The 22,475-nt window shown below is 72.0% G+C and carries 21 protein-coding genes; 12 read left to right on the top strand and 9 right to left on the bottom strand.

What is annotated here, in order from left to right:
• Positions 1-6: 6 nt before the first annotated feature.
• Complete coding sequence (locus tag HZU84_RS20505; RefSeq protein ID WP_244954340.1) at positions 7-759, bottom strand: hypothetical protein; 753 nt, start codon at positions 757-759, stop codon at positions 7-9.
• Positions 759-1,646, bottom strand: a complete 888-nt coding sequence (locus tag HZU84_RS06915; RefSeq protein WP_219340877.1) for an aldo/keto reductase — start codon at positions 1,644-1,646, stop codon at positions 759-761. The genes HZU84_RS20505 and HZU84_RS06915 overlap by 1 nt, the downstream gene beginning before the upstream one ends.
• Before the next feature lie 122 nt (positions 1,647-1,768).
• On the opposite strand from HZU84_RS06915, the gene HZU84_RS06910 reads away from it, so the two are divergent.
• On the top strand, positions 1,769-2,950 hold the full coding sequence (locus tag HZU84_RS06910; protein WP_149504682.1) for a GGDEF domain-containing protein: 1,182 nt from the start codon (positions 1,769-1,771) through the stop codon (positions 2,948-2,950).
• Here HZU84_RS06910 and HZU84_RS06905 read toward each other — a convergent pair.
• A complete protein-coding gene (locus tag HZU84_RS06905; protein WP_149504683.1) occupies positions 2,863-3,222 on the bottom strand; it encodes a DUF2917 domain-containing protein in 360 nt (119 codons plus the stop codon). The two genes, HZU84_RS06910 and HZU84_RS06905, sit on opposite strands and share 88 nt — an antisense overlap.
• A 200-nt stretch (positions 3,223-3,422) precedes the next feature.
• On the opposite strand from HZU84_RS06905, the gene HZU84_RS06900 reads away from it, so the two are divergent.
• Positions 3,423-4,883 (top strand): aminotransferase-like domain-containing protein, encoded by a 1,461-nt coding sequence (locus tag HZU84_RS06900; protein ID WP_149504684.1) that lies wholly within the window; start codon positions 3,423-3,425, stop codon positions 4,881-4,883.
• Complete coding sequence (locus tag HZU84_RS06895; protein ID WP_149504685.1) at positions 4,880-7,183, top strand: ATP-dependent DNA helicase; 2,304 nt, start codon at positions 4,880-4,882, stop codon at positions 7,181-7,183. Before HZU84_RS06900 ends, HZU84_RS06895 begins: the two co-directional genes overlap by 4 nt.
• 18 nt (positions 7,184-7,201) lie before the next feature.
• Here HZU84_RS06895 and HZU84_RS06890 read toward each other — a convergent pair whose 3' ends face one another.
• From HZU84_RS06890 to HZU84_RS06880, 3 genes are all read right to left on the bottom strand, one after another.
• A complete protein-coding gene (locus HZU84_RS06890; RefSeq protein WP_244954341.1) occupies positions 7,202-7,789 on the bottom strand; it encodes a restriction endonuclease in 588 nt (195 codons plus the stop codon).
• Between the two features lie 85 nt (positions 7,790-7,874).
• Positions 7,875-8,876, bottom strand: a complete 1,002-nt coding sequence (locus HZU84_RS06885) for a metal-dependent hydrolase (RefSeq protein WP_149504686.1) — start codon at positions 8,874-8,876, stop codon at positions 7,875-7,877.
• Positions 8,877-8,882: 6 nt separating this feature from the next.
• Entirely contained in the window at positions 8,883-9,524 is a 642-nt protein-coding gene (locus HZU84_RS06880; RefSeq protein ID WP_149504687.1) for a dioxygenase family protein, read from the bottom strand.
• Between the two features lie 105 nt (positions 9,525-9,629).
• Between HZU84_RS06880 and HZU84_RS06875 the strand changes: the two genes are divergently transcribed.
• From HZU84_RS06875 to HZU84_RS06865, 3 genes are all read left to right on the top strand, one after another.
• Positions 9,630-10,268, top strand: a complete 639-nt coding sequence (locus tag HZU84_RS06875) for an MBL fold metallo-hydrolase (RefSeq protein WP_149504688.1) — start codon at positions 9,630-9,632, stop codon at positions 10,266-10,268.
• A 156-nt stretch (positions 10,269-10,424) separates the two neighbouring features.
• Entirely contained in the window at positions 10,425-11,117 is a 693-nt protein-coding gene (locus tag HZU84_RS06870; RefSeq protein WP_149504689.1) for a helix-turn-helix transcriptional regulator, read from the top strand.
• Between the two features lie 95 nt (positions 11,118-11,212).
• Positions 11,213-11,902 (top strand): Crp/Fnr family transcriptional regulator, encoded by a 690-nt coding sequence (locus HZU84_RS06865; protein ID WP_149504690.1) that lies wholly within the window; start codon positions 11,213-11,215, stop codon positions 11,900-11,902.
• Positions 11,903-11,906: 4 nt separating this feature from the next.
• Here HZU84_RS06865 and HZU84_RS06860 read toward each other — a convergent pair whose 3' ends face one another.
• Together HZU84_RS06860 and HZU84_RS06855 are read right to left on the bottom strand one after the other, a co-directional pair.
• The gene (locus HZU84_RS06860; protein ID WP_149504691.1) at positions 11,907-12,845 is read right to left on the bottom strand and encodes a M48 family metallopeptidase; all 939 of its coding nucleotides are present in this window, start codon (positions 12,843-12,845) and stop codon (positions 11,907-11,909) included.
• Between the two features lie 58 nt (positions 12,846-12,903).
• A complete protein-coding gene (locus HZU84_RS06855; protein WP_149504692.1) occupies positions 12,904-14,526 on the bottom strand; it encodes an AmpG family muropeptide MFS transporter in 1,623 nt (540 codons plus the stop codon).
• 78 nt (positions 14,527-14,604) lie between these two features.
• Between HZU84_RS06855 and HZU84_RS06850 the strand changes: the two genes are divergently transcribed.
• From HZU84_RS06850 to HZU84_RS06830, 5 genes are all read left to right on the top strand, one after another.
• A complete protein-coding gene (locus HZU84_RS06850) occupies positions 14,605-15,105 on the top strand; it encodes a flavin reductase family protein (protein ID WP_149504693.1) in 501 nt (166 codons plus the stop codon).
• 64 nt (positions 15,106-15,169) lie between these two features.
• Positions 15,170-15,628: a thioredoxin TrxC gene (gene trxC, locus HZU84_RS06845; RefSeq protein ID WP_149504694.1), complete on the top strand. Its 459-nt coding sequence runs from the start codon at positions 15,170-15,172 to the stop codon at positions 15,626-15,628.
• A gap of 165 nt (positions 15,629-15,793) precedes the next feature.
• Positions 15,794-16,093 carry a hypothetical protein gene (locus HZU84_RS06840; protein WP_149504695.1) on the top strand — a complete coding sequence of 100 codons (300 nt, stop codon included), beginning with the start codon at positions 15,794-15,796 and terminating at the stop codon, positions 16,091-16,093.
• Between the two features lie 186 nt (positions 16,094-16,279).
• Positions 16,280-16,642, top strand: coding sequence for a response regulator (locus HZU84_RS06835; protein ID WP_149504696.1), 363 nt, complete (start codon positions 16,280-16,282; stop codon positions 16,640-16,642).
• The gene (locus HZU84_RS06830) at positions 16,642-17,646 is read left to right on the top strand and encodes a methyl-accepting chemotaxis protein (protein WP_180692834.1); all 1,005 of its coding nucleotides are present in this window, start codon (positions 16,642-16,644) and stop codon (positions 17,644-17,646) included. Before HZU84_RS06835 ends, HZU84_RS06830 begins: the two co-directional genes overlap by 1 nt.
• On the opposite strand, the gene HZU84_RS06825 is transcribed toward HZU84_RS06830, so the two are convergent.
• A complete protein-coding gene (locus HZU84_RS06825) occupies positions 17,647-21,804 on the bottom strand; it encodes an LAGLIDADG family homing endonuclease (RefSeq protein WP_149504697.1) in 4,158 nt (1,385 codons plus the stop codon). It abuts the gene before it with no gap.
• A 246-nt stretch (positions 21,805-22,050) separates the two neighbouring features.
• Between HZU84_RS06825 and HZU84_RS06820 the strand changes: the two genes are divergently transcribed.
• Positions 22,051-22,464 (top strand): iron-sulfur cluster assembly protein, encoded by a 414-nt coding sequence (locus tag HZU84_RS06820; protein ID WP_149504698.1) that lies wholly within the window; start codon positions 22,051-22,053, stop codon positions 22,462-22,464.
• The last annotated feature ends 11 nt before the right edge of the window (positions 22,465-22,475 follow it).

Raw genomic sequence — 22,475 nt, 5'->3', positions numbered from 1 at the left:
GGCGGCTCAGCCCGCCTCGGGCGCAGCACTCTTCCTGCGCGGCGTCGCTCGGGCCGGCGAGGCGCCCAGCAGCGCCTTGGCCGCCTCGATGCGCAGCGCCATCTCGACCCGCTCGTCGTTCATGACCTGCAGCAGGAAGGCCTGCGGATCGGTGAAGACGCTGGCGGGCGCAGCGGCGGGTGCGGATGCAGCTGCGGCCGCGCGCGCTGAAGCTTCAGCGCGCGCGGCCACCTCGGGCAGCAGCACGGCGCATTCGGCCGCGCTGATCGGGCGCAGGCGCGACAGCAGCTCGGCCTGGCCCTCGGCGCGCGGCGGCACGTCCAGCCACGGCGTCTCGGCGAAGACCGGCGCGAGGTCGGGCGCGACATAGGCCGACCAGGCCTCCTCGCCGAGCGCGGCCGGAATGCGCGGCACCTGGCGCTCGCCGTCGGCCGAGGGAATCAGCTCGACCCGGTGCGCCGGCACCTCGGCCAGATAGCGCAGGCGCAGCCGCTCGAGCAGCGCATGGGCCTGCGCGGGCGGCAGCGGATCGGCCAGCGAGAACCAGAGCTGGCAGGCGTCGGTGCCCGAGACGGCGATGCCCGGCGCCGGCCAGCCCAGCTCGTCCTGCACGCCCTTCCAGACCCGACCCAGCACCTCCCAGTCGGCCGGCCGGGCCAGCGCCAGCACCAGCGCACGCACCTGACCGTTCTCGCCGGGGCCGAAGAGGCGCTCGCGCTCGCTGCGCAGGCGCGGGCTGTCGATGTCGGCCGCGCTCATCAGGGCACCTCCACGCCGGCGCCGGCGCTCCAGATCTCATGCCAGGTCTCGGCGTCGAGCGTCAGCGCCTGCGCGGCCAGCGCCTCGTCGAGCGCCTCGAGGCGGCGGCTGCCGACGATCGGCCGCGGGCGGCTCGGATGGCGCAGCAGCCAGGCGTAGGCCACGGTGGCGGGCGCGACGCCGTGGCGCTGCGCGACCGCCTCCAGCACCGCGCGCACCCGCAGCGCGTCGGGCTCCTGCCCCGAGAACAGCCGCCCGCCGGCCAGCGGCGACCAGATCATCGGCCGCAGATCCAGCGCCAGCATCTGGTCGAGCGTGCCGTCATGCAGCGGCGCGCGGTGCAGCGGGCTCAGCTCGATCTGGTTGGTGGCCAGCGGCACCCACTGGTTGAGCATCGCGAACTGCGACATCGTGAAGTTCGAGACGCCGAAGTCGAGGATCTTGCCGGCCGCCTTCAGTCTCGCCACCGCATCGGCGATCTCGCCCGGTCGCATCAGCGGGTCGGGGCGATGGATCAGCAGCAGGTCGAGATGGTCGGTCCTCAAGGCCCGCAGGCTGTTGTCGACGCTGGCCATGAGATGCGCCGCCGAGGTGTCGTAGGACTTGACGCGATGCGCCGGCCGCGCCGCGTCGACCAGCCGGATGCCGCACTTGCTCACCAGCTGCAGACGCGCGCGCAGATGCGGCGCCAGCGCCAGCGCCTCGCCGAACAGCGCCTCGACGCGGTAGCCGCCATAGATGTCGGCATGGTCGAAGGTGGTGACGCCGCGCTCGAGGCACTGCTCGATCCAGCGCAGCCGCTCGGGCGCGCTCCAGCCCCATTCGGCCAGGCGCCAGCAGCCGGCCACCACCGGCGACAGGGCCGGGCGCGGGGAATGTTCGCTCATCGGAAGACTCGTCATGTCGGGTTGGCGATGCGCCGGATTCTAGGCAGAGCCACCCGACTTCAGTTTTTTCCATTCCTGGTCGATAGCGCCGGGAGATTCCGTCCTGACCCCGAGCCTACGCGATGAGCACGCCCTCGATCCTGACCCCCTCCGGCCGTGTCCTGACCCCGCAGGAAGCGGTGGTCGACACCGCCTTCTGGCAACTGCTGCGCCAGTTCAGCTGGGCTGGCGCGGCGCTGCATCTGCTCTACATCCCGCTGTTCCTGAGCTTCGGCGCACGCACGCTGGCCGCGGCCAGCGTCGGCAGCGTCGGCCTGCTGGCGGTGGCCACGGTGCTGCAGCGCATCGGCCGCACGCAGGGCTCGTTCTGGGTGCTGCTGGGCGGCGTGGCGGCGCATGCGCTCTTCGGCGTGTGGGCGCTGGGCTGGGACAGCGGGCTGTGGTGGCCGCTGGTCGGGCTGCTGCCGGCCATCATCCTGCACACCCGGCTGACCGAGGAGATCCGCTGGCGCGCCGCGGTCTGCCTGATCGCCGGCTGCGTGACGCTGCGCCTGGGCAGCCAGCTCGCCGCGCCGCTGCACGAACTGCCGCCAGTGGTGCTGGAGACGCTGATGCAGGCCAATCTGCTGATGGCGCTGCTCATGCTGATGACGCTGGCCAAGGTGAGCCGCCGGCTGACCGACGAGACGAGCACCCAGCTCGGCGAACTGCTGCAGCGCGACAGCCTGACCCGACTCGACAACCGCCGCCACTGGACGATGCTGGCCCAGGCCCGGCTCGACGAGCGCCCGGCCGCCGGCGAGGACGGCGAGCTGCCGCCCGAGGGCCTGCTGACCGTGGCGGTGGCCGATCTGGACGGCTTCCGGCTCATCAACGAGCGCTGCGGCCACGAGGCCGCCGACCGCTCGCTGTCGGGCATCGCCCGGGTGCTGCGCGACAACCTGCGCACCACCGACCTGGTCGGCCGCTGGGGCGACGAGGAGTTCATCGTGATGATGAGCGGGCTGGAGATGCCCGAGGCCTTCGAGCGGGTCGAGGCGCTGCGCAACCGCATCGCCCAGCTCGGCGTGCCGCATGCCTATGGCCAGCTGCCGGTGTCGGCGACGATCGGCCTGGCCGAGATCGTGCCGGGCGAGAGCCTGAGCGCGGCGATCCGCCGCGCCGAGCGCGCGCTGGTCGAGGGCAAGGGCGCCGGCGGCAACCGGGTCGTCAGCGCTCAGCCTCCGGTCGCGGCCAGCAGCGGCCGGGCGGGCGCCGCGCCTGAAGCGCCGGTCGTCGCGCTGACCGACGCGGCCGACGCCTGAGCAATCACCGGAACCGGCGCCGAGCCGAAGCCCACCGAGAAGACCGCATCGACCGCGCCGTCGGACTCGAGCACCACCGCGCCCGGCCCGCACAGCGCGAGGTCCTCGCCGGCAGCGATGAAATGATCGTCCGGATCGCCTTCCTGCGTCAGCCACAGCCGGCCGTGCTCGACCGCGATGCGCAGGATGCCGTCATGCGGACGACTCAGAGAGGTCACATGGCCGCGGGGCAGCACCCGGCGGGGCGAAAGGGGTGAGAGGTCGCTGTCCATGACTGCACCTTAGGCGAGCGGACGCGCACCGCACAGCGACACGCACCGACCAGCACAGCCGCGACAACGACGGTTCCAGCCTCGACTGTTCCGGTCGGGATGCGCCGGATCTGTACTAGTCGCCGCAGCGCAGGTCCCGACAGAATGGGGCTCGAACGGGACTTCTCATGCCGCCGCAGCCTGCCCTCCTCCCCGCGCCTATGCCTTCGTCGCTTCCCGCGCCCACGTCCGCCAACGACACGCTCTACCTGCAGATCGCCGAGCGCATCGCGCAGCCGATCCGCGCCGGCACGCTGGCGCGCGGCGAGCGCATTCCGTCGGTGCGCGAGCTGGCGCGCCAGCAGGGCGTGTCGCTGTCGACCGTCGTGCAGGCCTACCGCACGCTGGAGGACGCCCGGCTGATCGAGGCCCGCCCGCGCTCGGGCTACTTCGTGGCCGCGCGCGCGCCGCGCCTGCCCGAGCCCGAGCCCTCGCTGCCGCCGCCCGATTCGCGCCCGGTCGATGTCAGTTCGCTGGGCGAGCAGGTGATGCGCCTGGCCACCGATCCGCGCTACATCTCCTTCGGCGCCGCCTGCCCGAGCGGCGAGCTGTTCGCGCAGGACCGGGTGCGCCGCGCGGTCAGCCGCGCCGCGCAGCGCCACCGCGCCTCGCTGTGCCGCTACCCGATCGGCCCGGGCCACGAGCTGCTGCGCCGCGCCGTCGCGCGCCATGCGCTCGGCCTGGGCTGCCAGCTCGACGCCCGCGACATCCTGGTCACCAACGGCTGCCTGGAGGCGATCAGCCTGTGCCTGCGTGCGGTCACCCAGCCCGGCGATGTGGTGGCGCTGGAGTCGCCGACCTACTTCGGCTTCCTGGAGATCCTCGAGAGCATGCACCTGCGCGCGCTGGAGATCCCCACGCATCCGCGCACCGGCCTGTCGCTGGACGCGCTGCAGCTGGCCTTCGACACCCAGCCGGTCAAGGCGGTGCTGGCGGTGCCGACGCTCTCCAACCCGCTGGGCGCCTCGATGCCGCTGGCCGAGCGCCGCCGGCTGGCGCAGATGGTGGCCGAGCGCGGCATTCCGCTGATCGAGGATGTGCTCTACAACGACCTGGCCGAGCAGGACGACCGCCGCCGCGCGGTCAAGGCCTTCGACACCAGCGGCCATGTGATGGTCTGCGGCTCCTTCTCGAAGACGGTGGCGCCGGGCATCCGCCTGGGCTGGGTCGAGGCCGGGCGCTGGGGCGCGCAGGTGCGCCGGCTCAAGGCGGTGCATTCGGGCGGCCACACCGAGCTGCTCGAGCTGGCGATGGCCGACCTGCTGACCCAGCCCGGCCACGGCTCGGCCTACCGCCAGCTGCGCACCACCATCGCCGCTCGGGTCGACGAGGCGCGCGGCCTGATCGCCGAGAGCTTTCCGCGCGGCACCCGCGTGACCGATCCGGCCGGCGGCTTCATCCTGTGGATCGAGCTGCCCGGCGGCCTGGACTCGACCGCGCTGTTCGAGGCCTGCCTGGCCGAGCGCATCTGCATCGCGCCGGGCACGATGTTCAGCGCCACCGGCCGCTACCGCCACTGCATCCGTCTGGGCGTGGGCGGGCGCTGGGACGAGGCCCACCGCGCCGCGCTGCGCCGCATCGGCGAGATCGCCCGGGCGATGGCCGAGCGCAGCGCCGGATGAACGTCGCCGTCCGCACGCTGTGCGCCTTCACCGCCAAGACGGGCGACCTGGACGTGCGCTTCACGCCCGCGCCGACCGCGCTCGAGGGGCAGGAAGGTCATGCGGCCGTCGCCGCCCGGCGCGGCGCGGGCTACCAGCGCGAGATCAGCCTGTCGGGGCAGCACGGCGAGCTGCGGGTGCGCGGCCGCGCCGACGGCTTCGACCCCGATCGTGGCCGGCTGGAGGAGATCAAGACCCACCGCGGCGCCGGCGCGCTGGCCCGCCAGCCGGCCAACCACCGCGCGCTGCACTGGGCGCAGGCGATGATCTACGGCTGGCTGCTGTGCGAGCGCGACGGGCGGGCGCAGATCGAGCTGGCGCTGGTCTACTTCGACATCGGCAGCCGCCGCGAGACGGTGTTCACCCGCACGCTCGACGCCGGGGCGCTGCGCCAGCACTTCGTCCGATGCTGCGAGGCCTATCTCGCCTGGGCGCGCAGCGAGCAGCAGCACCGCAGCGCGCGCGACGCCGCGCTGGCGGCGCTGCGCTTTCCGCACGGCGACTTCCGCACCGGCCAGCGCCCGCTGGCGGAGGCGGTCTTCCGGGTCGCGCGCGCCGGCCGCACGCTGATGGCGCAGGCGCCCACCGGCATCGGCAAGACCATCGGCACCGTCTTCCCGCTGCTGCGCGCCCTGCCCGGCCAGCAGATCGACCGGGTGTTCTTCCTGACCGCCAAGACCTCCGGCCGCGCGCTGGCGCTCGACGCGGTGGCGGCATTGCGCCGGGCCGAGCCGGCGCTGCCGCTGCGCGCGCTGGAGCTGGTCGCCCGCGAGAAGGCCTGCGAGCATCCGGACAAGGCCTGCCACGGCGAGTCCTGCCCGCTGGCGCAGGGCTTCTACGACCGGCTGCCCGAGGCCCGCGCGGCGGCGCTGGCGGAGCCGGTCTGGGACCGCGCCGCGGTGCGCGCGCTGGCGCAGGCGCACCGCGTCTGCCCCTACTACCTTGGCCAGGAGCTGGCGCACTGGGCCGATCTGGTCATCGGCGACTACAACCACTTTCTCGATCCGAGCGCGATGCTGCACGCGCTGACCCAGCTGCACGGCTGGCGGGTGGCGCTGCTGCTCGACGAGGCGCACAACCTGGTGGACCGCGCCCGGCTGATGCACACCGGCGAGCTGGACCAGATCCGCGTGCGCGGCCTGCGCCACACCGCGCCGAAGGCGCTGCGCAAGCCGCTCGACAAGCTCGAGCGCGCCTGGAAGGCCCTGAACGCCAGCGCCTCCGACGAGGGCGAGGACAAGACCGGCGCGACGCCCGGCTACCGCGTGCTGCCCGCGCTGCCCGACGAGCTGATGGGCGCGCTGCAGCAGGCGGCCACCGCGGTGCTCGACCACCTCGCCGAGCATCCGACCACGGTGGACGCGGGCCTGCAGGGCTTCCTGTTCGACGCGCTGCACCTGACGAAGCTGGCCGAGAGCTTCGGGCCGCATTCGCTGTGCGACCTGAGCCGCTCGCGCGACGGGCGCACCTCGGTGCTGTGCCTGCGCAATGTGGTGCCGGCGCCCTTCCTGGGCCCGCGCTGGGCGGCAGCGCACACCGCGACGCTGTTCTCGGCGACGCTGCAGCCGCCGGCCTTTCACCGCGAGCTGCTCGGGCTGCCCGAGCGCACCGCCTGGATCGACGTGGACTCGCCCTTCGAGCGCTCGCAGCTCGACATCCACATCGCCCGCGACATCTCGACGCGCTGGCAGCACCGCGAGGCCTCGGTGGCGCCGATCGTCGCCCGCATCGGCGCGCAGCATGCCGAGCGGCCGGGCAACTACCTCGCCTTCTTCAGCAGCTTCGACTACCTCGACCGGGTGGCCGCCGCCTTCGAGGCCGCGCATCCCGAGGTGCCGGTCTGGCGCCAGGCCCGGCGCATGAGCGAGGCGGAGCAGGCCGACTTTCTGGCGCGCTTCGTCGCAGGCGGGCGCGGCGTGGGCTTCGCGGTGCTGGGCGGCGCCTTCTCGGAGGGCATCGACCTGCCCGGCGACCGGCTGATCGGCGCCTTCATCGCCACGCTGGGCCTGCCGCAGGTCAATCCGGTCAACGAGCAGATCCGCCAGCGCCTGGACACGCTGGTCAGCCAGGACACCGGCAGCGGCTTCGACTGCGCCTACCTCTACCCCGGCCTGCAGAAGGTGGTGCAGGCCGCCGGCCGGGTGATCCGCACGCCCGAGGACCGCGGCGTGGTGCACCTGATCGACGACCGCTTCGGGCGGGCGGAGGTGCGGGCGCTGCTGCCGCGCTGGTGGGGGCTGGGGGCGCCGCCGGGGCCGTGAGGGCCGGGCCAGAGCGGCTCAAGGCGCCAGCGAGATGCCGCGCAGGGCCTTCGCGAGTTCGGCCGCCTGCCACAGCGTGATGCCGTGCTCGCGCAGGAAGGGGCGGGTGTTGTCGGTGACCGCGCCCAGCGCGATGTACAGCGCCGCCTGCGCATCCGCCGCCTCGCGTGCGGCCTGCAGCTCGCGCAGCGGCTCCAGCCCGGTGCGCGCGGCCTTCCAGCGACGCGCGCCGACCAGCGTGGTGCGGCCCTGGCGCTCCAGCATGAAGTCCACGCCCGGCGCGGTGCCGCGCTGCACCTGGTAGCCGGCGCGCTGGAAGGCGGTCTCGAGCCGGTCGGCAAAGGCCGGCCAGGTCAGGGCGCCCAGCGCCTGGGCGGTTTCAGCCACCTGGGCCGCGCTGGGCTGGCCGCGCTGGCGCCGTGCGGCCATCACGGCGATGACGAAGAACGGAAATCCCGACAGGGCGCCCGCCGTCTGGAAATCCGCCGGCAGCGCGGCCGAGGCCACCAGCCCGATCACCGCACCGATGGCCACGCTGATCCACCACGGCGAGCGCAGCAGGATCGCGAACAGCGAGTTCTCGGACATCTTCCAGTTCAGTTTCAAGCTCGGTCTCCAGCACGACAGGACAGGGGAAAGGGGAAAGGAAAAAGGCCGGCCGCCATGACAGTGGCCGGACCGGTGGCGCAGTCTACGGACTGCGCAGGCGCAGCCACAGCTCGCGCAGCGCGGGACCCAAGTCCGGCCGCTCGCTGAGCTGGGTGGCGGGCACGCTGCCGACCGCGTGCAGCGGCCCGAGATCGAAGTTGAAGACGTACTCGGGCTCGCGCCCCATGCGCAGGTCGGTGATGCGCAACTGGCCGTCCGCGGTGACGGCGAGCTTGACGAAACCTTGCGAGAAGGCGGTCAGCCGGGCCACCGGCGGCGCCGACCCGTGGCGGGCCATCAGGGCGGCGCCCCGGTCATGTGCGGCCCAGCTCACCGGCCGGTCCCCGTCGAGGACCGACACGAAGGCCTCGCGGAAATGCGGATCGGCCGGATCCTCGGGCAGCGCGACCACGCGCCACAGCAGGGTCTGCAGCGGCATCGGCGTGACCAGCAGGCGCTGGGCGGCCAGGCCCTGGGCCTGCAGGGATGCTCGCGCCACCTGCTCGATGCGGTCCTGCGCCAGCACGCTCCAGCCCAGATAGGCGGTCGACAGCGCCAGCCCCGCCAGGTTCCAGCGCAGGCCAGGTCCGCCCTCACGCCTGCGCAGCGCCAGCAGCACGCCCACGACCAGCGGCAAGGTGTAGGCCGGATCGATGATGAACACGCTGCCCACGCCGAACGGATGGCGGGTGAAGGGCAGCAGCAGCTGCGTGCCATACACCGTCATCGCGTCCAGCAGCGGGTGCGTCAGCAGCACCAGCCACAGCGCCAGCCACCAGTGCCGGAACAGGGTGCGCTCGTGGTGCAGGCGGCAGACCAGTCCGGCCAGCAGGGGCGCCAGCAGCGTCAGATAGAACAGCGAATGGCTCTCGGCGCGGTGCAGCACCCTGTCGAGCAGGGCATCGCCATGATCGATCAGCACGTCCAGGTCGGGCAGCGTGCCGGCCACCGCGCCCCACGCGGCCGAGCGGCGCACCGACGTGCGCCGGCCCATGACGGCAACAGCCACCGCCGAACCCAGCGCGATCTGAGTGAGCGAATCCATGCGGGCTCAGGTGCGCACGACGACGGCATAGTCGGCCGAAAAGCCGTCCGGCCCCGGCACGAACGGTCGGGTCAGCGCCGCCTGCGCCTCGGCGTCCAGCCGACGCCACAGGGCGTCGCGGGCATTGCCCGGATCGCCCTGCACATAGAACTGCGTCGTCAGCAGCTCGCGACCGCCGAGCTTGACCTTGACATGGATGTGCGGCGTGCGACCGGTGTAGGGCGCGGGCTTGAGCGTGCGGAAACGGAAGCGGCCGTCCCGGGCCAGCGTGACCTGGCCGAAGCCCTGGAAGGCGGCGTCGGCCCGGTCACCATCGCCGGGGTGGTGGTAATGGCCGGCCTCGTCGCACTGCCAGATCTCCACGACGCCACCGGCCAGCGGGCGGCCCTGGGTGTCGGTCACCGTGCCGCCGACCCAGGCGACTTGGCGCGGGGTGTAGACGGCCCGACCGTTGCGCAGCAGGTCGGCGTCGCGGTCGGCAGGCAGGGCGATCGGATAGAACGGCCCTTCGGTCTGCGACGGCGTCGGGCGCAGGGCAGCGGCCTGCGCCCGGGCGGCACCCCACCCGAGCGGCAGGGAAGAGGCGATCACCACGCCGGCGCCCTGCAGCAGCAGGGAGCGGCGGGAGGCGGGCAGGATCGGCGGCATGAACGGCTCCAGGGAGGATCGACAGGAGATCGGAAAACAACGCGGGCTGCGGCTTGGAGACATCACGGACCGGATTCGGTTCCCGAGGCTGGCAAGATTCCAGCCATGCTGCGCTACCACACCCTCCCCGTCACCGCCTTCGCCCAGAACTGCTCCATCGTCTGGGACGACCAGACGAAGCAGGCCGCCGTCATCGACCCCGGCGGCGACCTGCCCGAACTGCTCGCCACCGTCGAGCGGCTCGGCCTGAAGCTCGAGCAGATCTGGCTCACCCACGCCCACATCGACCACGCCGGCGGCACCGGCGAGCTTTCGCGCACCCGCGGCCTGCCGATCATCGGCCCGCACCGCGGCGACCAGTTCTGGATCGACGGCCTGCCTCAGCAGAGCAGGATGTTCGGCTTCCCCGTGGCCGAGCCCTTCACGCCGACGCGCTGGCTGGAGGACGGCGACACCGTGACGCTGGGCACGCACACGCTGGACGTGCGCCACTGCCCCGGCCACACGCCCGGCCATGTCGTCTTCCACAGCCCGGAGATGAAGCGCGCCTTCGTCGGCGACGTGCTGTTCGCCGGCAGCATCGGCCGCACCGACTTTCCCGGCGGCCACCACCAGACGCTGATCGACTCGATCACCCAGCGCCTGTGGCCGATGGGCGACGACACCGTCTTCATTCCCGGCCACGGCCCGGAGAGCAGCTTCGGCGAGGAGCGCCTGGGCAATCCCTATGTGCGCGGCACCTGACGGCGCAACGTAACCGTCAGACGGTCAATGCATCACATCCAGGTGGTGAATGCTGGCCCCCTGCGCGCCGCCGTGAATTGATAGATTCTTCGTGATGTCGACGGAATCGGCCGCCGGGGGGCGGCTGGATGTTGCGATGTCGCGAGGAGATCCGCGATGCGGCGCGAGCCGATACCGACCGCGCCCGAACCGGAGGCCGACAGCAGCACCGACACCGACACGCTGGCCTGGATCGGGCGCCTGGATGCCAGCCTGCGCGGTCTGCCGTCGGTCGCGCTGCTGAGCCAGGCCTTCGACGAGATCGACTACGGTCTGCTGATCGTGCGGCCCGACGGCCTGCTCGTGCAGGCCAACCAGACCGGCCGCCGGCACTGCACGCAGCCGCAAGGCGCACTGCAGCTGCGCGACGGCCTGCTGCACGCGCGGCTGCCGCAGGACGAGGCCGAACTGCTGCGGGCCCTGGCCCAGGCGGCACACCAGGGCCTGAGGCGCCTGCTCGGACTGGGCGGCACCGAGCAGCCCGAGACGGTGGCGGTGGTGCCGCTGCCCGGTCAGGATGCCGCGCTGGTGGTGTTCGGCCGGCGCCAGGTCTGCGAGCTGCTGAGCATCGAGCATTTCGCGCGGCTGCACGGCCTGACCCATGCCGAGAGCATGGTGCTGGCAGCGCTGTGCGACGGCGAGGATCCGGCCGGCATCGCGCGGCGCTTCGGCGTGGCGCTGTCGACGGTGCGCACGCAGATCTCCAGCATCCGGCAGAAGACACGCAGCAGCAGCCTGCGCGCGCTGGTGCGCCAGGTGGCGCTGCTGCCGCCGATCGTGTCGGTACTGAGCCACACCCGGACGCACTGAGGCGGTGCATCGCCTTCGTCCGTTGGGATGAAACCCGCCGCGCACCGGGACAGCCGCCTTGCGCCGCGGTACCCGCTGGCCTATCGTCGGCGGCGATGTCGATCTCTCCGCCCCGCTCTGCCGCGCCGCCGGACAGCCTGCTCGACAGTCTGGCCCTGTCGCCCGCGCTGAAGGCGCTGGCGCGGCAGTCCGTGCTGCGCCGCTACCGCAAGGGCGTGCTGCTGATCCAGGAAGGCGATGTCGGCGACACGATCTATCTGCTGCTGTCGGGCCGGGTGCGGGTCTACTCGAGCGGGCAGAGCCCGGGCAGCGGCAGCCACGAACGCCAGATCACCTTCGGCCTGCACGGCCCCGGCGAGATGGTCGGCGAGATGAGCCTGGACGGCGGCCCGCGGGCCACCAGCGTGATCACCACCGAGGCCACCTCCGCCGGCGTGTTCACCCGCAGCCTGCTGCTCGAGCACATGCGGCTGCATCCCGAGCTGGCCCTGGAGCTGCTGATGCGGGTCATCGCGCGGGCACGCAGCGCCACCCGCGACGCCCGCAACATGGCGCTGCTCGACAGCTACGGCCGGCTGTCGATGCTGCTCGACGAACTGGCCGAGCCGACCGCGGACGGCACCCGGCCGATCGACGCCCGGCTGACGCACTCCGAGATCGCCAGCCGCATCGGCTGCTCGCGCGAGATGGTCAGCCGGCTGCTGAAGGATCTGGAGCGCGGCGGCTACATCGATCAGGCCGGCCAGCGCCTGACGCTGCGCCGCCCGCTGCCGCTGCGCTGGTGAGCGCTCAACCGGCCGAGTTGCGCAGCGATGGCGGCCCGAACTGGCGCGCCGGTCGGGGCGCACGCACGTAGAGCGGCTCGACCTTGGGCAGGCTGGCCTCGATGTCGCGAATCCGGGTGTTGCCGGCCGGATGGGTCGACAGGAACTCGGGCGGCGCGCCCTTGCTGGCCTCCATCATCTTCTGCCACAGCGTCACACCCGCGCGCGGGTCATAGCCGGCGCGCGCCGCCAGCTCCATGCCGACCAGATCGGCCTCGGACTCGTCCTCGCGACCGAACTTCAGCGTCAGCAGCTGGCCGCCCATGTTGGCGACCGTGCGCCCGACATCGCCCAGACCGAGCAGCGCCGCACCGATGCCGATCACGCCCTGGGTCGCCATCTGCTTGCCCATGCGCTCGCGGGCATGCTCGCGCAGCGCATGCGCCATCTCGTGGCCCATGATCATCGCCACCTCGCTGTCGCTGAGCTGCAGCTGCTGCAGGATGCCGTAGTAGAAGGCGATCTTGCCGCCGGGCATGCAGAAGGCGTTGATCTCCTTCGAGCCGATCAGGCTGACTTCCCACTGCCAGTCGCGCGCGCGCCGGTTCCACTCGTAGGTGAACGGAATCAGCCGGTCGGCGATCGCCTGCAGACGCTGCTGCTGCGGATGACTGGCCGGTGCCAGCGCCTTCTTGCCGGAGGCCTCGGTGCGCATCTGCTGGTACTGGGCCGCCGCCGCGCCCTCGATCTCCTCGGCCGAGACCAGCTTGGTGAACTTGGAGTTGCCGCCCACCTCGACGCCGTCGCGGGCCAGGGCCGGCCAGGCGGCGGTGGCGGCCGCGCCCGCCAGCAGGCCGGTGAACAGGCGCCGGCGATGCAGCGGGCAGCGGCAGTCGCCGCGGTGCAGGTCGATCGGGGTGGTGATCGTGGCGTCGTGGACGAACTCCGGGATCGGGGTGCTCATGACGGTCAGGACTCCTCTTCAGACTCAGACTCGAACTTGGGGCCGGGGCGGGCCCGCTTCAATCGTCGGCCGCCGCCGCGCCCGGCGCGATCTCCAGCGCCTGCACGGTCGGACGCAGCCGCATCAGCATCCACAACGCCGGCAGCGCCGCCAGCGTCGACACGAGAAAGAAGCTCGGCCAGCCGATCGACTCGGCCAGCACCCCGGCCAGCGGGCCGACCCAGACCCGGCCGATCGAGGCGAAGGCCGACAGCATCGCGTATTGTGTGGCGGTGAAGCGCTGGCTGGTCAGGCTCATCAGGAAGGCCACGAAGGCCGCGGTGCCCATGCCGCCGGAGATGTTCTCGAAGGCGATCACCATCAGCAGCCCGCCGTCGACCGGCGTGGCCTGCGCCAGCTTCAGGAAGCCCCAGTCGAAGGCCGGCACCGTCAGCCCGGGCAGCGCGCCCTGGCCATGCACCGCCAGCCACCAGAAGCCCAGATTGCTGGCCATCTGCAGCACGCCGAACAGCATCAGCGAACGCCACAGCCCGAGGCGCAGCATCAGCGCGCCGCCCAGCAGCGCGCCGCCGATCGTCAGCCACAGCCCGATCACCTTGTTGACCACGCCGACCTCGGCCGAGCCGAAGGCCATCGCCTTCAGCAGGAAAGGCGTCATCAGGCTGCCGGCGAAGGCGTCGCCCAGCTTGTAGAGCACGATGAAGCCCAGGAAGGCCCAGGCGCCGGGCTGCGCGAAGTAGCTGGCCATGCCGCCCAGCAGCGTCTCGAAGCGCGCCACCCGCGCCGCCCAGGCGCCCAGCGGCAGCGTGATGGCGATGCCGGCCAGCAGCGCCAGCAGATCGGCCCAGCGCTGGCGCAGCGTCGGGGCCAGCGTGGTCTGCTCCAGCAGCGGCCCGAGCAGCGTGCTCGACAAGGGCCCCAGCACCCGGTCGGTCAGCAGGTAGCCGACCGCCGCCGCCGCCAGCACCGCGGCGAAGCCGATCAGGTCATTGCGCGCGACGCTCTCGGGCCGCTCCAGCCGGGGCAGCCGCGGCAGCAGCAGCGCCGAGACACCGGCAGCGGCCACCATCAGCAGCGCCATCAGCCGGTAGACCTCCGGCCAGGTCCAGCCGGCCGGCCCGCCCGCATTGACCGGATCGGTCCAGATCAGCGCGATGCCGCCCGACAGGATCATCGCCAGCCGATAGCCCAGCACCGACAGCGAGGCGCCCAGGCCCCGCTCGGGCGCGGGCAGCAGGTCGGTGCGGTAGGCATCGATCACCACATCCTGCGAGGCCGACAGGAAGGCGATCGCCACCGCCAGCAGCGCATACAGCCGCATCGACTCCTTCGGCGAGGTGCCGGCCATCAGCAGCAGCGCACCGGCCAGCAGCAGCTGCGTCAGCACCAGCCAGCCGCGCCGCCGGCCCAGCCACGGCGGATCGAAGCGGTCCATCAGCGGCGCCCACAGGAACTTGAAGGTGTAGGGCAGCCCGACCAGGCTCAGGAAGCCGATGGTCGCGACATCGATGCCCTCCAGGCTCAGCCAGGCCTGCATCGCCTGCCCGGTCAGCGCCAGCGGCAGCCCGGAGGCAAAGCCCAGCATCAGCACCGCCGCCAGCCGCCACAGCCGCCAGCCCGGCCCGGCGGGCGCCAAGACAGGCAGGAGAGGCGGGTTCGGGGTGGGGGCAGACGCGGTCATGCACCGATTCTAGGAGGCGTCACCCGGCCGGCACCGGGCGGACGCACGATGCACGGCGATCGCTCACAATGCCCTCCCATGCAAGCTGCACCGTTCACCCGACAGGATTTCCGAGCCGCGCTCGGCCTGTTCGCCACCGGCGTCACCATCGTCACCGCCCGCGCGGAAGACGGCACGCCGGTCGGCCTGACCGCCAATTCCTTCAACTCGGTGTCGATGACGCCGCCGCTGGTGCTGTGGAGCCTGGGGCTGCAGGCCGGCTCGATGCCGGTCTTCCGCACCTGTTCGCACTACGCCATTCACATTCTCGCCGCCGAGCAGCGCGAGCTGGCCGAACGCTTCGCCACCCGCGGCATCGACCGCTTTGCCGATCTGGCCTGGAGCGCCGGCGCCGGCGGCGCACCGCTGCTCGACGGCGCGGCGGCGGTGCTGGAATGCCGCAACCGCAGCCGTCACGAGGAAGGCGACCATGTGATCCTGGTCGGCGAGGTCGAGCAGTGCCGCTACCGCGGCGAGGCCGCGCCGCTGATCTTCCACGGCGGACGCTTCCACACCGCCCTGCCCTCGTCCGGCGGTTGAAGCACGGGGCAGCGCCCTCAGTTGAAGGGCATCGATGCACCCACCCGTATCCGGAGCCCTGCCCATGAGCACCACCGCCTCGTCCCCGTCCGTCCTGGTCAGCTGCCCGCACTGCCAGGCGAGCAACCGCATTCCCGAAGCACGCCTGGGCGAACAGCCCGGCTGCGGCCGCTGCCACCAGCCGCTGCTCGACGGCCGGCCGGTCGCGCTCGATGACCTCAACCTCGATGCGGTGCTGCGGCACAGCGACCGGCCGGTCATCGTCGACTTCTGGGCCGCCTGGTGCGGTCCGTGCCGGCAGATGGCACCGCAGTTCCAGGCCGCGGCGGCCCAGCTGCAGGGCCGCGCGCTGTTCGCCAAGGTCGACAGCGATGCCTGCCCCGAGGCCAGCGCCCGCCATGCGATCCGCAGCATCCCGACGCTGGTGGCCTTCCGCTCGGGACGGGAAATCGGCCGCCTCAGCGGCGCGATGCCGGCCGCGCAGATCGTGCGCTGGGTCGAGGGGCTGAGCGGGCAGGTCTGAGCCGGTCGTGATGGAATCGGCGGGATTCCCAGCCTGCCGCGTACCGATCGCATCCGAACGCTGACAGTTATTTCAATTTCGGCAATTTGAGCCGACCAGGTTGCGGACGCTGGGCGGGTCGGGGCCTACGATGCCCTCACCTCGACAACCATTGGCAACCCGGCCATGAACACCCAGTTCGGCGATCTCCCCGACTTCCGCAATCCGACCATCATCGACGCGGTGCTGCGCGAGCTCGACCATCCGCCGCGCAGCACCCGCAGCGCGCCGGTGCAGCAAGGCAGCCTCGGCTCGGCGCGCATGCGCCCGGTCTGCTGCAGCGTCTGCCAGCGCCGGGTGCTGCCGGCCCAGCTGCTCGATCACATGCAGACCGAGCATGGCGGACAGGTCTTCAGCCGCACCTCCAGCGGCCTGCCGCGGGGCATCTGGTTCAGCGCGCCCGCACCGGCACGGCGCCTGCGCTGACATGCAAAGTGCCCGCGGTACGCGGGCTAGCCGCGACTTTCTTGTTCATTTGACATGGACAGAAGCTAGACGAAATTTCTTTGTCATGCCGGTGCGTCAAGACGGCATCGCCTTCGTCGATCTGTGACCGATGCGGCCGGAGCAGCCCCGCTCCAGCCCGAACCTCGGCGACAACTAGGATTCGCGATGAAGAGCGTGCTGCTGGTGGACGACTCGGCCACGATGCTGATGAGCCTGAAGGGATCGCTGGAGATCAGCGGTTTCCGGGTGGAGACCGCGCCCGACGGCGCCGCCGCGCTGCGCCGGCTGACCTCCGGCCTGCGCCCTGACCTGATCATCACCGACATCAACATGCCGCACATGGACGGCCTGTCGCTGATCCGCGAGGCCCGCAAGCTGCTGCGCTTCACGCCGATCCTGGCGCTGACCACCGAGAGCCAGCGCGACAAGCGCGACGAGGCCAAGCGGCATGGCGCCACCGGCTGGCTGGTCAAGCCGGTGGGCGGCAGCGACCTGCTGAAGGTGGTCAACCAGGTCCTGACACGCTGATGCGCCGCCTCTGGGATCGCCTGCGGCCGCAGCGCCGGCCCGATGCGGGCAGCCTGGCCGAACTCGACACCCTGCGCCAGGGCCTCGACATCCTGCGCGGCCAGCTCGCGGCGGCCGAGCGCTCGTCGGCCGAGGCGGTGCTCGACATGACCGACCGCCTGGTGCGGGTGCAGCAGCGCTGCGACGCGCTGCAGCACGAGATGGACCGGCTGCTGCAGACCTCGCGCACCCTGTCGAGCGAGGCGCTCGAGCAGGCCGGCCGGCAGACGCTCGCGCTGGAGGCGATCGGCCGCCATCGCGAGGCGGGCCGATCGGCCGACGAGCGCCACCAGAGCGAGATCCGCTCGCTGCTGCAGCAGGTCGAGGCACTCGCCCCCTGGGCCGACCGCATCGCCGAGATCGCCCGTCACACCAACCTGCTGGCGCTGAACGCCGCAATCGAGGCCGCCCGCGCCGGCGAGGCCGGCAGCGGCTTCAAGATCGTCGCCGGCGAGGTGCGCAATCTCTCGGGCATGACGGCCGAGGCGGCCGGCGAGATCAGCAGCGGCATCCGGCTGGCGATCGAGACGCGCAGCCGGGTCCGGCTCGGCGGGCAGGCCCGCGATCACGGCGCCGACGAGCTCGGCCTGATCAGCGAGGAGATCGACCTGCTCGCGCGCACGCCCGGCGCGGTGGCACGGCAGGTCGACGAGCTGTCGCGCGAGATGGAGCAGACCACCCGCGAGGTGCGCGACGACATTCTCGAGGCGCTCGGGCGGATGCAGTTCCAGGACATCAACCGGCAGCTGCTCGAGCAGGTGCAGAAGGGGCTGGAGCATCTGGCGCGCCACTGCGAGGCTGCGGGCCAGGGCCCCGACCTGCAGCGTCAGCAGGCGCTGAGCCGCACGATCGGCACCTGGCGCGAAGGCTATGTGATGCACAGCCAGCGCAAGGCCCACGCCGCAGCCACCGGCGATGCCAGTGCAGCCCGAGCGCCGGACGAGCCGCCGATCGAGCTGTTCTGATCAGCCGCAGGCGCCGACGAAGCCGCAGGCGGTGCAGAACTCGCAGCCGTCCTTGTGGATCATCGCGGCGTTGCCGCATTCCGGGCACGGCTTGCCGGCCATCACCCGGTCGACCGCCTGCATGCCGCTGCTCACCGACGTGGCTGCCGGCGCCGAGGCCGCCGCATCACCCTCGCCTGCACTGCCCGGCTGGGCCAGCACACCCATCTCGCTGACCGGATGGCCCGCCTCGTCCAGGATGCCCAGCATCGCGTAGCGGTGAATGATCAGCCGCGCCACATAGGCCACCGTGCTCGGCCAGACCTGCTGGCGCCGCTGGCCCGGCGGCAGGCCCGGCACCGGCGCCATGAAGTGGCCCAGCGGCTCGCCGATGCTCAGCATCTTGCGCAGCTTCATGCCGATCCAGCCCGGATCGATGACGCGCATGTCCAGCGACAGCAGCCGCGCCAACCCGTCGAAGGCGCGCGGATAGTTGCCGGCGAAGCCGATCGCGCAGGGTCGCGTGACATGGCCGCCCTCGGGCGTCGGCAGCGAAACTTCCTTGAGCGTCAGCGTGAAGGCCTCGCCGCTGGCCGGATTGTCGATGTCGACCGCCCAGGCCAGCGTGCCGTCGACGCCGGTGCGCGGCTCCTCGCGGCTGAACATCGCGTCGAGCACCGGCGTCGGGCCGCCCTCCTGCAGCGCGCCGAGCTGCTCGCAGCGCCAGCGGATCACCGCGGCGGTGGCGGCGACCACGCCGGGAAAGCGCCGACGCTCGCCGGTCGGCGGGAAGGGCATGTCGAAGGCGCGCTCCTCGGCCACCGTCGCCAGCGCGTCGAGCTTGAGCTTGAGCCAGCTCGGGTCGTTGGCACGCATGTCCATCGACAGCGTCTTGGCCAGCGCCGCCAGCCCGCGCGGCTGCTCGGCGCCGTTGAACCAGACCTCGAAGGGCAGCGTCTGGCCGAACAGGCCCGCGTCCGGCCCGGCCTCGGCCGGCAGCTCGCCGATGAAGAGCGCGAAGTCGCCGTGCGGATGCTGGATCAGGTAGCTCCAGGCCGGATTGCCGGCGGCCAGTTCCGGCCGGCCCGGCCAGCGCAGGCTGGCCAGCACCGGCTGCGGCAGCCGGTCCAGGCGCAGGCGGCGGTTGGTGCCGTCGTCGCCCGCCTCGGCCACCGTCAGCGGCTGAGGCTGAGGCGCGGCGGGCAGCGCCGGTGCGGCGGCGGCAGGCGCGGCAGCCGGGGCCGGCGCAGCCGCCGGCGGATCGACGCTCAGCACCGCGCCCAGCACGCTGTTGGGGCGATAGGTCGCCAGCCCCTTCAGCCCGGACTTCCAGGCGATGAAGTACAGATCCTGGAAGTCCTCGTACGGGTAGTCGGCCGGCACGTTGACCGTCTTGCTGATCGAGGTGTCGATGAAGGGCGCCACCGCCGCGACCATCGCCTCATGCGCCTCGGCGCTCATCTCGAGCGCGGTGACGAAGGCCTCGGTCAGCGGCGCGTTGTGGCCCTTCAGATGGCGGTAGAGCCGCCAGGCGTGGTCCTCGACCGCATACTCGCGGAAGCTGCCGTCGGCCTCGCGCTTGCGCCGGGTGTAGGTCCAGCTGAACGGCGGCTCGATGCCGTTGCTGGCGTTGTCGGCGAAGGCCAGGCTGATCGTGCCGGTCGGCGCGATCGACAGCAGATGCGAGTTGCGCAGGCCGTGGGCGCGGATGCGCTCCTTCAGGTCGGCCGGCAGCCGTGAGGCGAAGCTGCCGCGGCTCAGGTACAGGTCGGCGTTGAACAGCGGGAAGGCGCCACGCTCCTTCGCCAGCTCGACCGAGGCGCCGTAGGCCGCGTCGCGCATCACCTCGGAGATGCGCCGCGCCATCGCACGCGCCGCCGGCGTGTCGTAGCGCAGGCCCAGCATGATCAGCGCGTCGCCCAGCCCGGTGAAGCCCAGGCCGATGCGGCGCTTGTTCGCGGCCTCCTCCTGCTGCTGCGGCAGCGGCCAGACCGTCTCGTCGAGCACGTTGTCGAGCATGCGCACCGCCACCGCGCAGACCTCGGAGAATGCGGTCTCGTCGAAGGAGGCGGTCGAGGCGAACGGATCGCGCACGAAGCGCGTCAGGTCCACCGAGCCCAGGCAGCAGCAGCCGTAGGACGGAAGAGGTTGCTCGGCGCACTGTCCGGTCACCAGCCCGTTGAAGATGACGGTGTTGCGGTCGACCTGCGTGGTGTCGTAGACCGGGGCGCTGCCCGCCGGCTCGATCGCGCTGATGCGGGCGGTAAAGCGCTGCGACTTGCGCAGCACCTTGTCGGCAGCCCAGGCCTGGTACTTGCCGTTCTTCAGCGGCAGCAGGAAGCCGATCTCGCGCATGAAGACATCGCGCGACTCGCCATCGATGATCAGCTCGTGCGAGGCCTGGCAGGCATAGGCGCGATGGCCTCCGCGACCATCCGGCAGCAGGCGATCTCCCGCCGGGCGCCGGGCGTGAATGCGCGACAGCACGCCGAAGTTGGCCAGCAGCTGCTGGACCTCGCGCAGCAGGGGCCGGTGGACCGAGCTCAGCCGCACCGAGCAGGTGTCGGCGCCCGGCTGGGTGTTGACCGTGCCGTCGGTCTGGAACAGGCCGCGCAGATAGCCGCGCACGCAGTCCTCGCTGCCCTGCCAGACGACCTCGGGCACCTGCAGCTTGGTCTCGCGGGTGAAGCCCAGCGTGCGCAGCCAGCGCGCCAGCAGCGTCGAGCGGATCGACACGCTCTGGCGCTGCGGCACCGCGACCGGCGCGACCTGATAGAGCCGCCCCCCCTCCTGCATCGCGCCGAGCACCCGGTTGACGAAGGCGGCCACCGTGTTCGCCAGCGCCCGCTCCTCGTTCCAGAGCGTGATGACCGCCGCCTCCTGGCCATGGCCACGGTTCGTGAAATGCCCGTCACCGGCCATCAGGCCGAGCAGGCAGCCCAGTTCCTCCGAGCCCTGCAGGCCGAACTGGCCCTTGCCGGACTGGACCAGCAGCTCGTCGCCCACCTGCAACTCGGAGAGCTTCAGGCGCCCGCGGGTGGTGTGGAAGTCATGCCAGGCGGTGGCGGTGATCTCGTAGCCCTCGCGGGTGACGACCCGGAACACTTGCGCCTGCGGTGCCGTCATGAAGGCCGGAACGGCAGGGCGCACCTCGGTGCCACGCGTCTGCTCGTCGAACACCCGGCGGTCGACCGTCACCTGCAGGTCGACGCCGCTCTGATGCAGCTGGCGGATCGGGATCAGTCCGTACTGGGTGGCCAGCCGGGTCTCGCCGACGACACACGGATTGGTCGCCGTGATCGTCTCGCAATAGCCGAGATTGTTGTCCTCGTTGATGCGATCGATGAACAGGATGCCCGGCTCGGCATGGTCGTAGGTCGAGCGCATGATCTGGTCCCACAGCTCGCGCGCGCGAATCCGGCGATAGACCCACTGGCCGTCGTCGCGGCGCCAGGCGCCGGCGGCCTTGATCTTGCGGCCCGGCTCGGCCTTGTGGACCAGCTCGATGTCGTCGTCGGCCTCGACCGCGCGCATGAACTCGTTCGTGACGCCGACCGAGATGTTGAAGTTGCGCAGGTCGCCCTGGTCCTTGGCGTGGATGAACTCCTCGATGTCGGGATGGTCGCAGCGCAGCACGCCCATCTGCGCGCCGCGCCGGCTGCCGGCCGACTCGACCGTCTCGCAGCTGCGGTCGAACACCCGCATGTAGCTCACCGGCCCGGAGGCGTGGCTGTCGGTCGAGCCGACCCAGGCGCCCTTCGGCCGGATGCGCGAGAAGTCGTAGCCGACGCCGCCGCCGCGGCGCATGGTCTCGGCCGCCTCGGTCAGCGCGGTGTAGATGCCGGGAAAACCCTCTTCCGGCTCGGCGATCGAGTCGCCCACCGGCTGCACGAAGCAGTTGATCAGCGTCGCGCCCAGCGGCGTGCCCGCCGCCGAGGCGATGCGCCCGGCCGGCACGAAGCCGCGCTCCTGGGCGTCGACGAAGCGGGCCTCCCAGTGGGCGCGAGATTCCGGCGCCTCGCCGGCCGCCAACGCACGTGCGACGCGCCGGCGCACCTCGGCGGCGCTGCGTTCGCCGCCCTTGGCGTACTTCTCGACCAGCACCTCGGCGCTGATCGGCTGCGCGGGCAGCGGGGTCTCGTCCCGGGTCCGCTCGTCCCGGCTCACATCCGTCGTCATTCAGCGTTCTCCTGGCCGCACCGGCCGCTCTCTCCTCGGAGCCACCGACTCTGCGCCGGCCGGGCGGTGCGCGCAAGGGCAAATCCATGTGCGCCGCATCAGCTTGTGGTGAACAACTTGACGAACCTGAAATGAGAAATCGATCGACGTTGACCCGACGCAAGGGCCGGCCACGCGGGGCTGGAGATAGTGGGCTTCCACCCCGGCATCACGCGCTGGTCACTCGCTGGAACGAAAGGTGCTGCCATGAACCCGTCCCAAGCTTCCGCCCCGCCGGAGCTGCTGCTGGCCGGCCCGGCCGATGCGCTGCTGCGCAGCCTCGATGCGCTGCGCGGCGTGCGTGATCCCGGCGTCGGCGCCAGCATTCTCGAGCTGGGCCTGGTCGAGTCGCTGCGGCTGCGCGACGGCGAGGCCGAGCTCTGCCTGGTCACGCCCGGGGCCAGCTGCCCGTGCAGCGACCTGACCGCCGACGCGGCCTTCCGCGCCATCCAGCAGGCCCTGCCGGACACCGACATCTACCTGACCCAGGATCACGCGGTCGAATGGAGTCCGCGACGCGCCAGCACCGCGCTGCGGCACCGCCTCGGCGGGCTGCCCGACTTCCATCCGGAAACCGAGCGGGGTCTGCCCTTGCGCCGACCTGACAACCCTGAAGATTGAGTCGGATCAAG

Source organism: Sphaerotilus sulfidivorans, from assembly GCF_013426975.1.
GTDB lineage: Bacteria > Pseudomonadota > Gammaproteobacteria > Burkholderiales > Burkholderiaceae_C > Sphaerotilus > Sphaerotilus sulfidivorans.
The sequence above is the reverse complement of the archived record's forward strand: the minus strand, read 5'-3'. Positions and strand labels throughout refer to the sequence as shown.

Coding starts and splice junctions, on each gene's coding strand:
- HZU84_RS20505 (WP_244954340.1), bottom strand. CDS start 759: ATGAGCGCGGCCGACATCGACAGCCCGCGCCTGCGCAGCGAGCGCGAG.
- HZU84_RS06915 (WP_219340877.1), bottom strand. CDS start 1,646: ATGAGCGAACATTCCCCGCGCCCGGCCCTGTCGCCGGTGGTGGCCGGC.
- HZU84_RS06910 (WP_149504682.1), top strand. CDS start 1,769: ATGAGCACGCCCTCGATCCTGACCCCCTCCGGCCGTGTCCTGACCCCG.
- HZU84_RS06905 (WP_149504683.1), bottom strand. CDS start 3,222: ATGGACAGCGACCTCTCACCCCTTTCGCCCCGCCGGGTGCTGCCCCGC.
- HZU84_RS06900 (WP_149504684.1), top strand. CDS start 3,423: ATGCCTTCGTCGCTTCCCGCGCCCACGTCCGCCAACGACACGCTCTAC.
- HZU84_RS06895 (WP_149504685.1), top strand. CDS start 4,880: ATGAACGTCGCCGTCCGCACGCTGTGCGCCTTCACCGCCAAGACGGGC.
- HZU84_RS06885 (WP_149504686.1), bottom strand. CDS start 8,876: ATGGATTCGCTCACTCAGATCGCGCTGGGTTCGGCGGTGGCTGTTGCC.
- HZU84_RS06880 (WP_149504687.1), bottom strand. CDS start 9,524: ATGCCGCCGATCCTGCCCGCCTCCCGCCGCTCCCTGCTGCTGCAGGGC.
- HZU84_RS06875 (WP_149504688.1), top strand. CDS start 9,630: ATGCTGCGCTACCACACCCTCCCCGTCACCGCCTTCGCCCAGAACTGC.
- HZU84_RS06870 (WP_149504689.1), top strand. CDS start 10,425: ATGCGGCGCGAGCCGATACCGACCGCGCCCGAACCGGAGGCCGACAGC.
- HZU84_RS06865 (WP_149504690.1), top strand. CDS start 11,213: ATGTCGATCTCTCCGCCCCGCTCTGCCGCGCCGCCGGACAGCCTGCTC.
- HZU84_RS06860 (WP_149504691.1), bottom strand. CDS start 12,845: ATGAGCACCCCGATCCCGGAGTTCGTCCACGACGCCACGATCACCACC.
- HZU84_RS06855 (WP_149504692.1), bottom strand. CDS start 14,526: ATGACCGCGTCTGCCCCCACCCCGAACCCGCCTCTCCTGCCTGTCTTG.
- HZU84_RS06850 (WP_149504693.1), top strand. CDS start 14,605: ATGCAAGCTGCACCGTTCACCCGACAGGATTTCCGAGCCGCGCTCGGC.
- trxC (WP_149504694.1), top strand. CDS start 15,170: ATGAGCACCACCGCCTCGTCCCCGTCCGTCCTGGTCAGCTGCCCGCAC.
- HZU84_RS06840 (WP_149504695.1), top strand. CDS start 15,794: ATGAACACCCAGTTCGGCGATCTCCCCGACTTCCGCAATCCGACCATC.
- HZU84_RS06835 (WP_149504696.1), top strand. CDS start 16,280: ATGAAGAGCGTGCTGCTGGTGGACGACTCGGCCACGATGCTGATGAGC.
- HZU84_RS06830 (WP_180692834.1), top strand. CDS start 16,642: ATGCGCCGCCTCTGGGATCGCCTGCGGCCGCAGCGCCGGCCCGATGCG.
- HZU84_RS06825 (WP_149504697.1), bottom strand. CDS start 21,804: ATGACGACGGATGTGAGCCGGGACGAGCGGACCCGGGACGAGACCCCG.
- HZU84_RS06820 (WP_149504698.1), top strand. CDS start 22,051: ATGAACCCGTCCCAAGCTTCCGCCCCGCCGGAGCTGCTGCTGGCCGGC.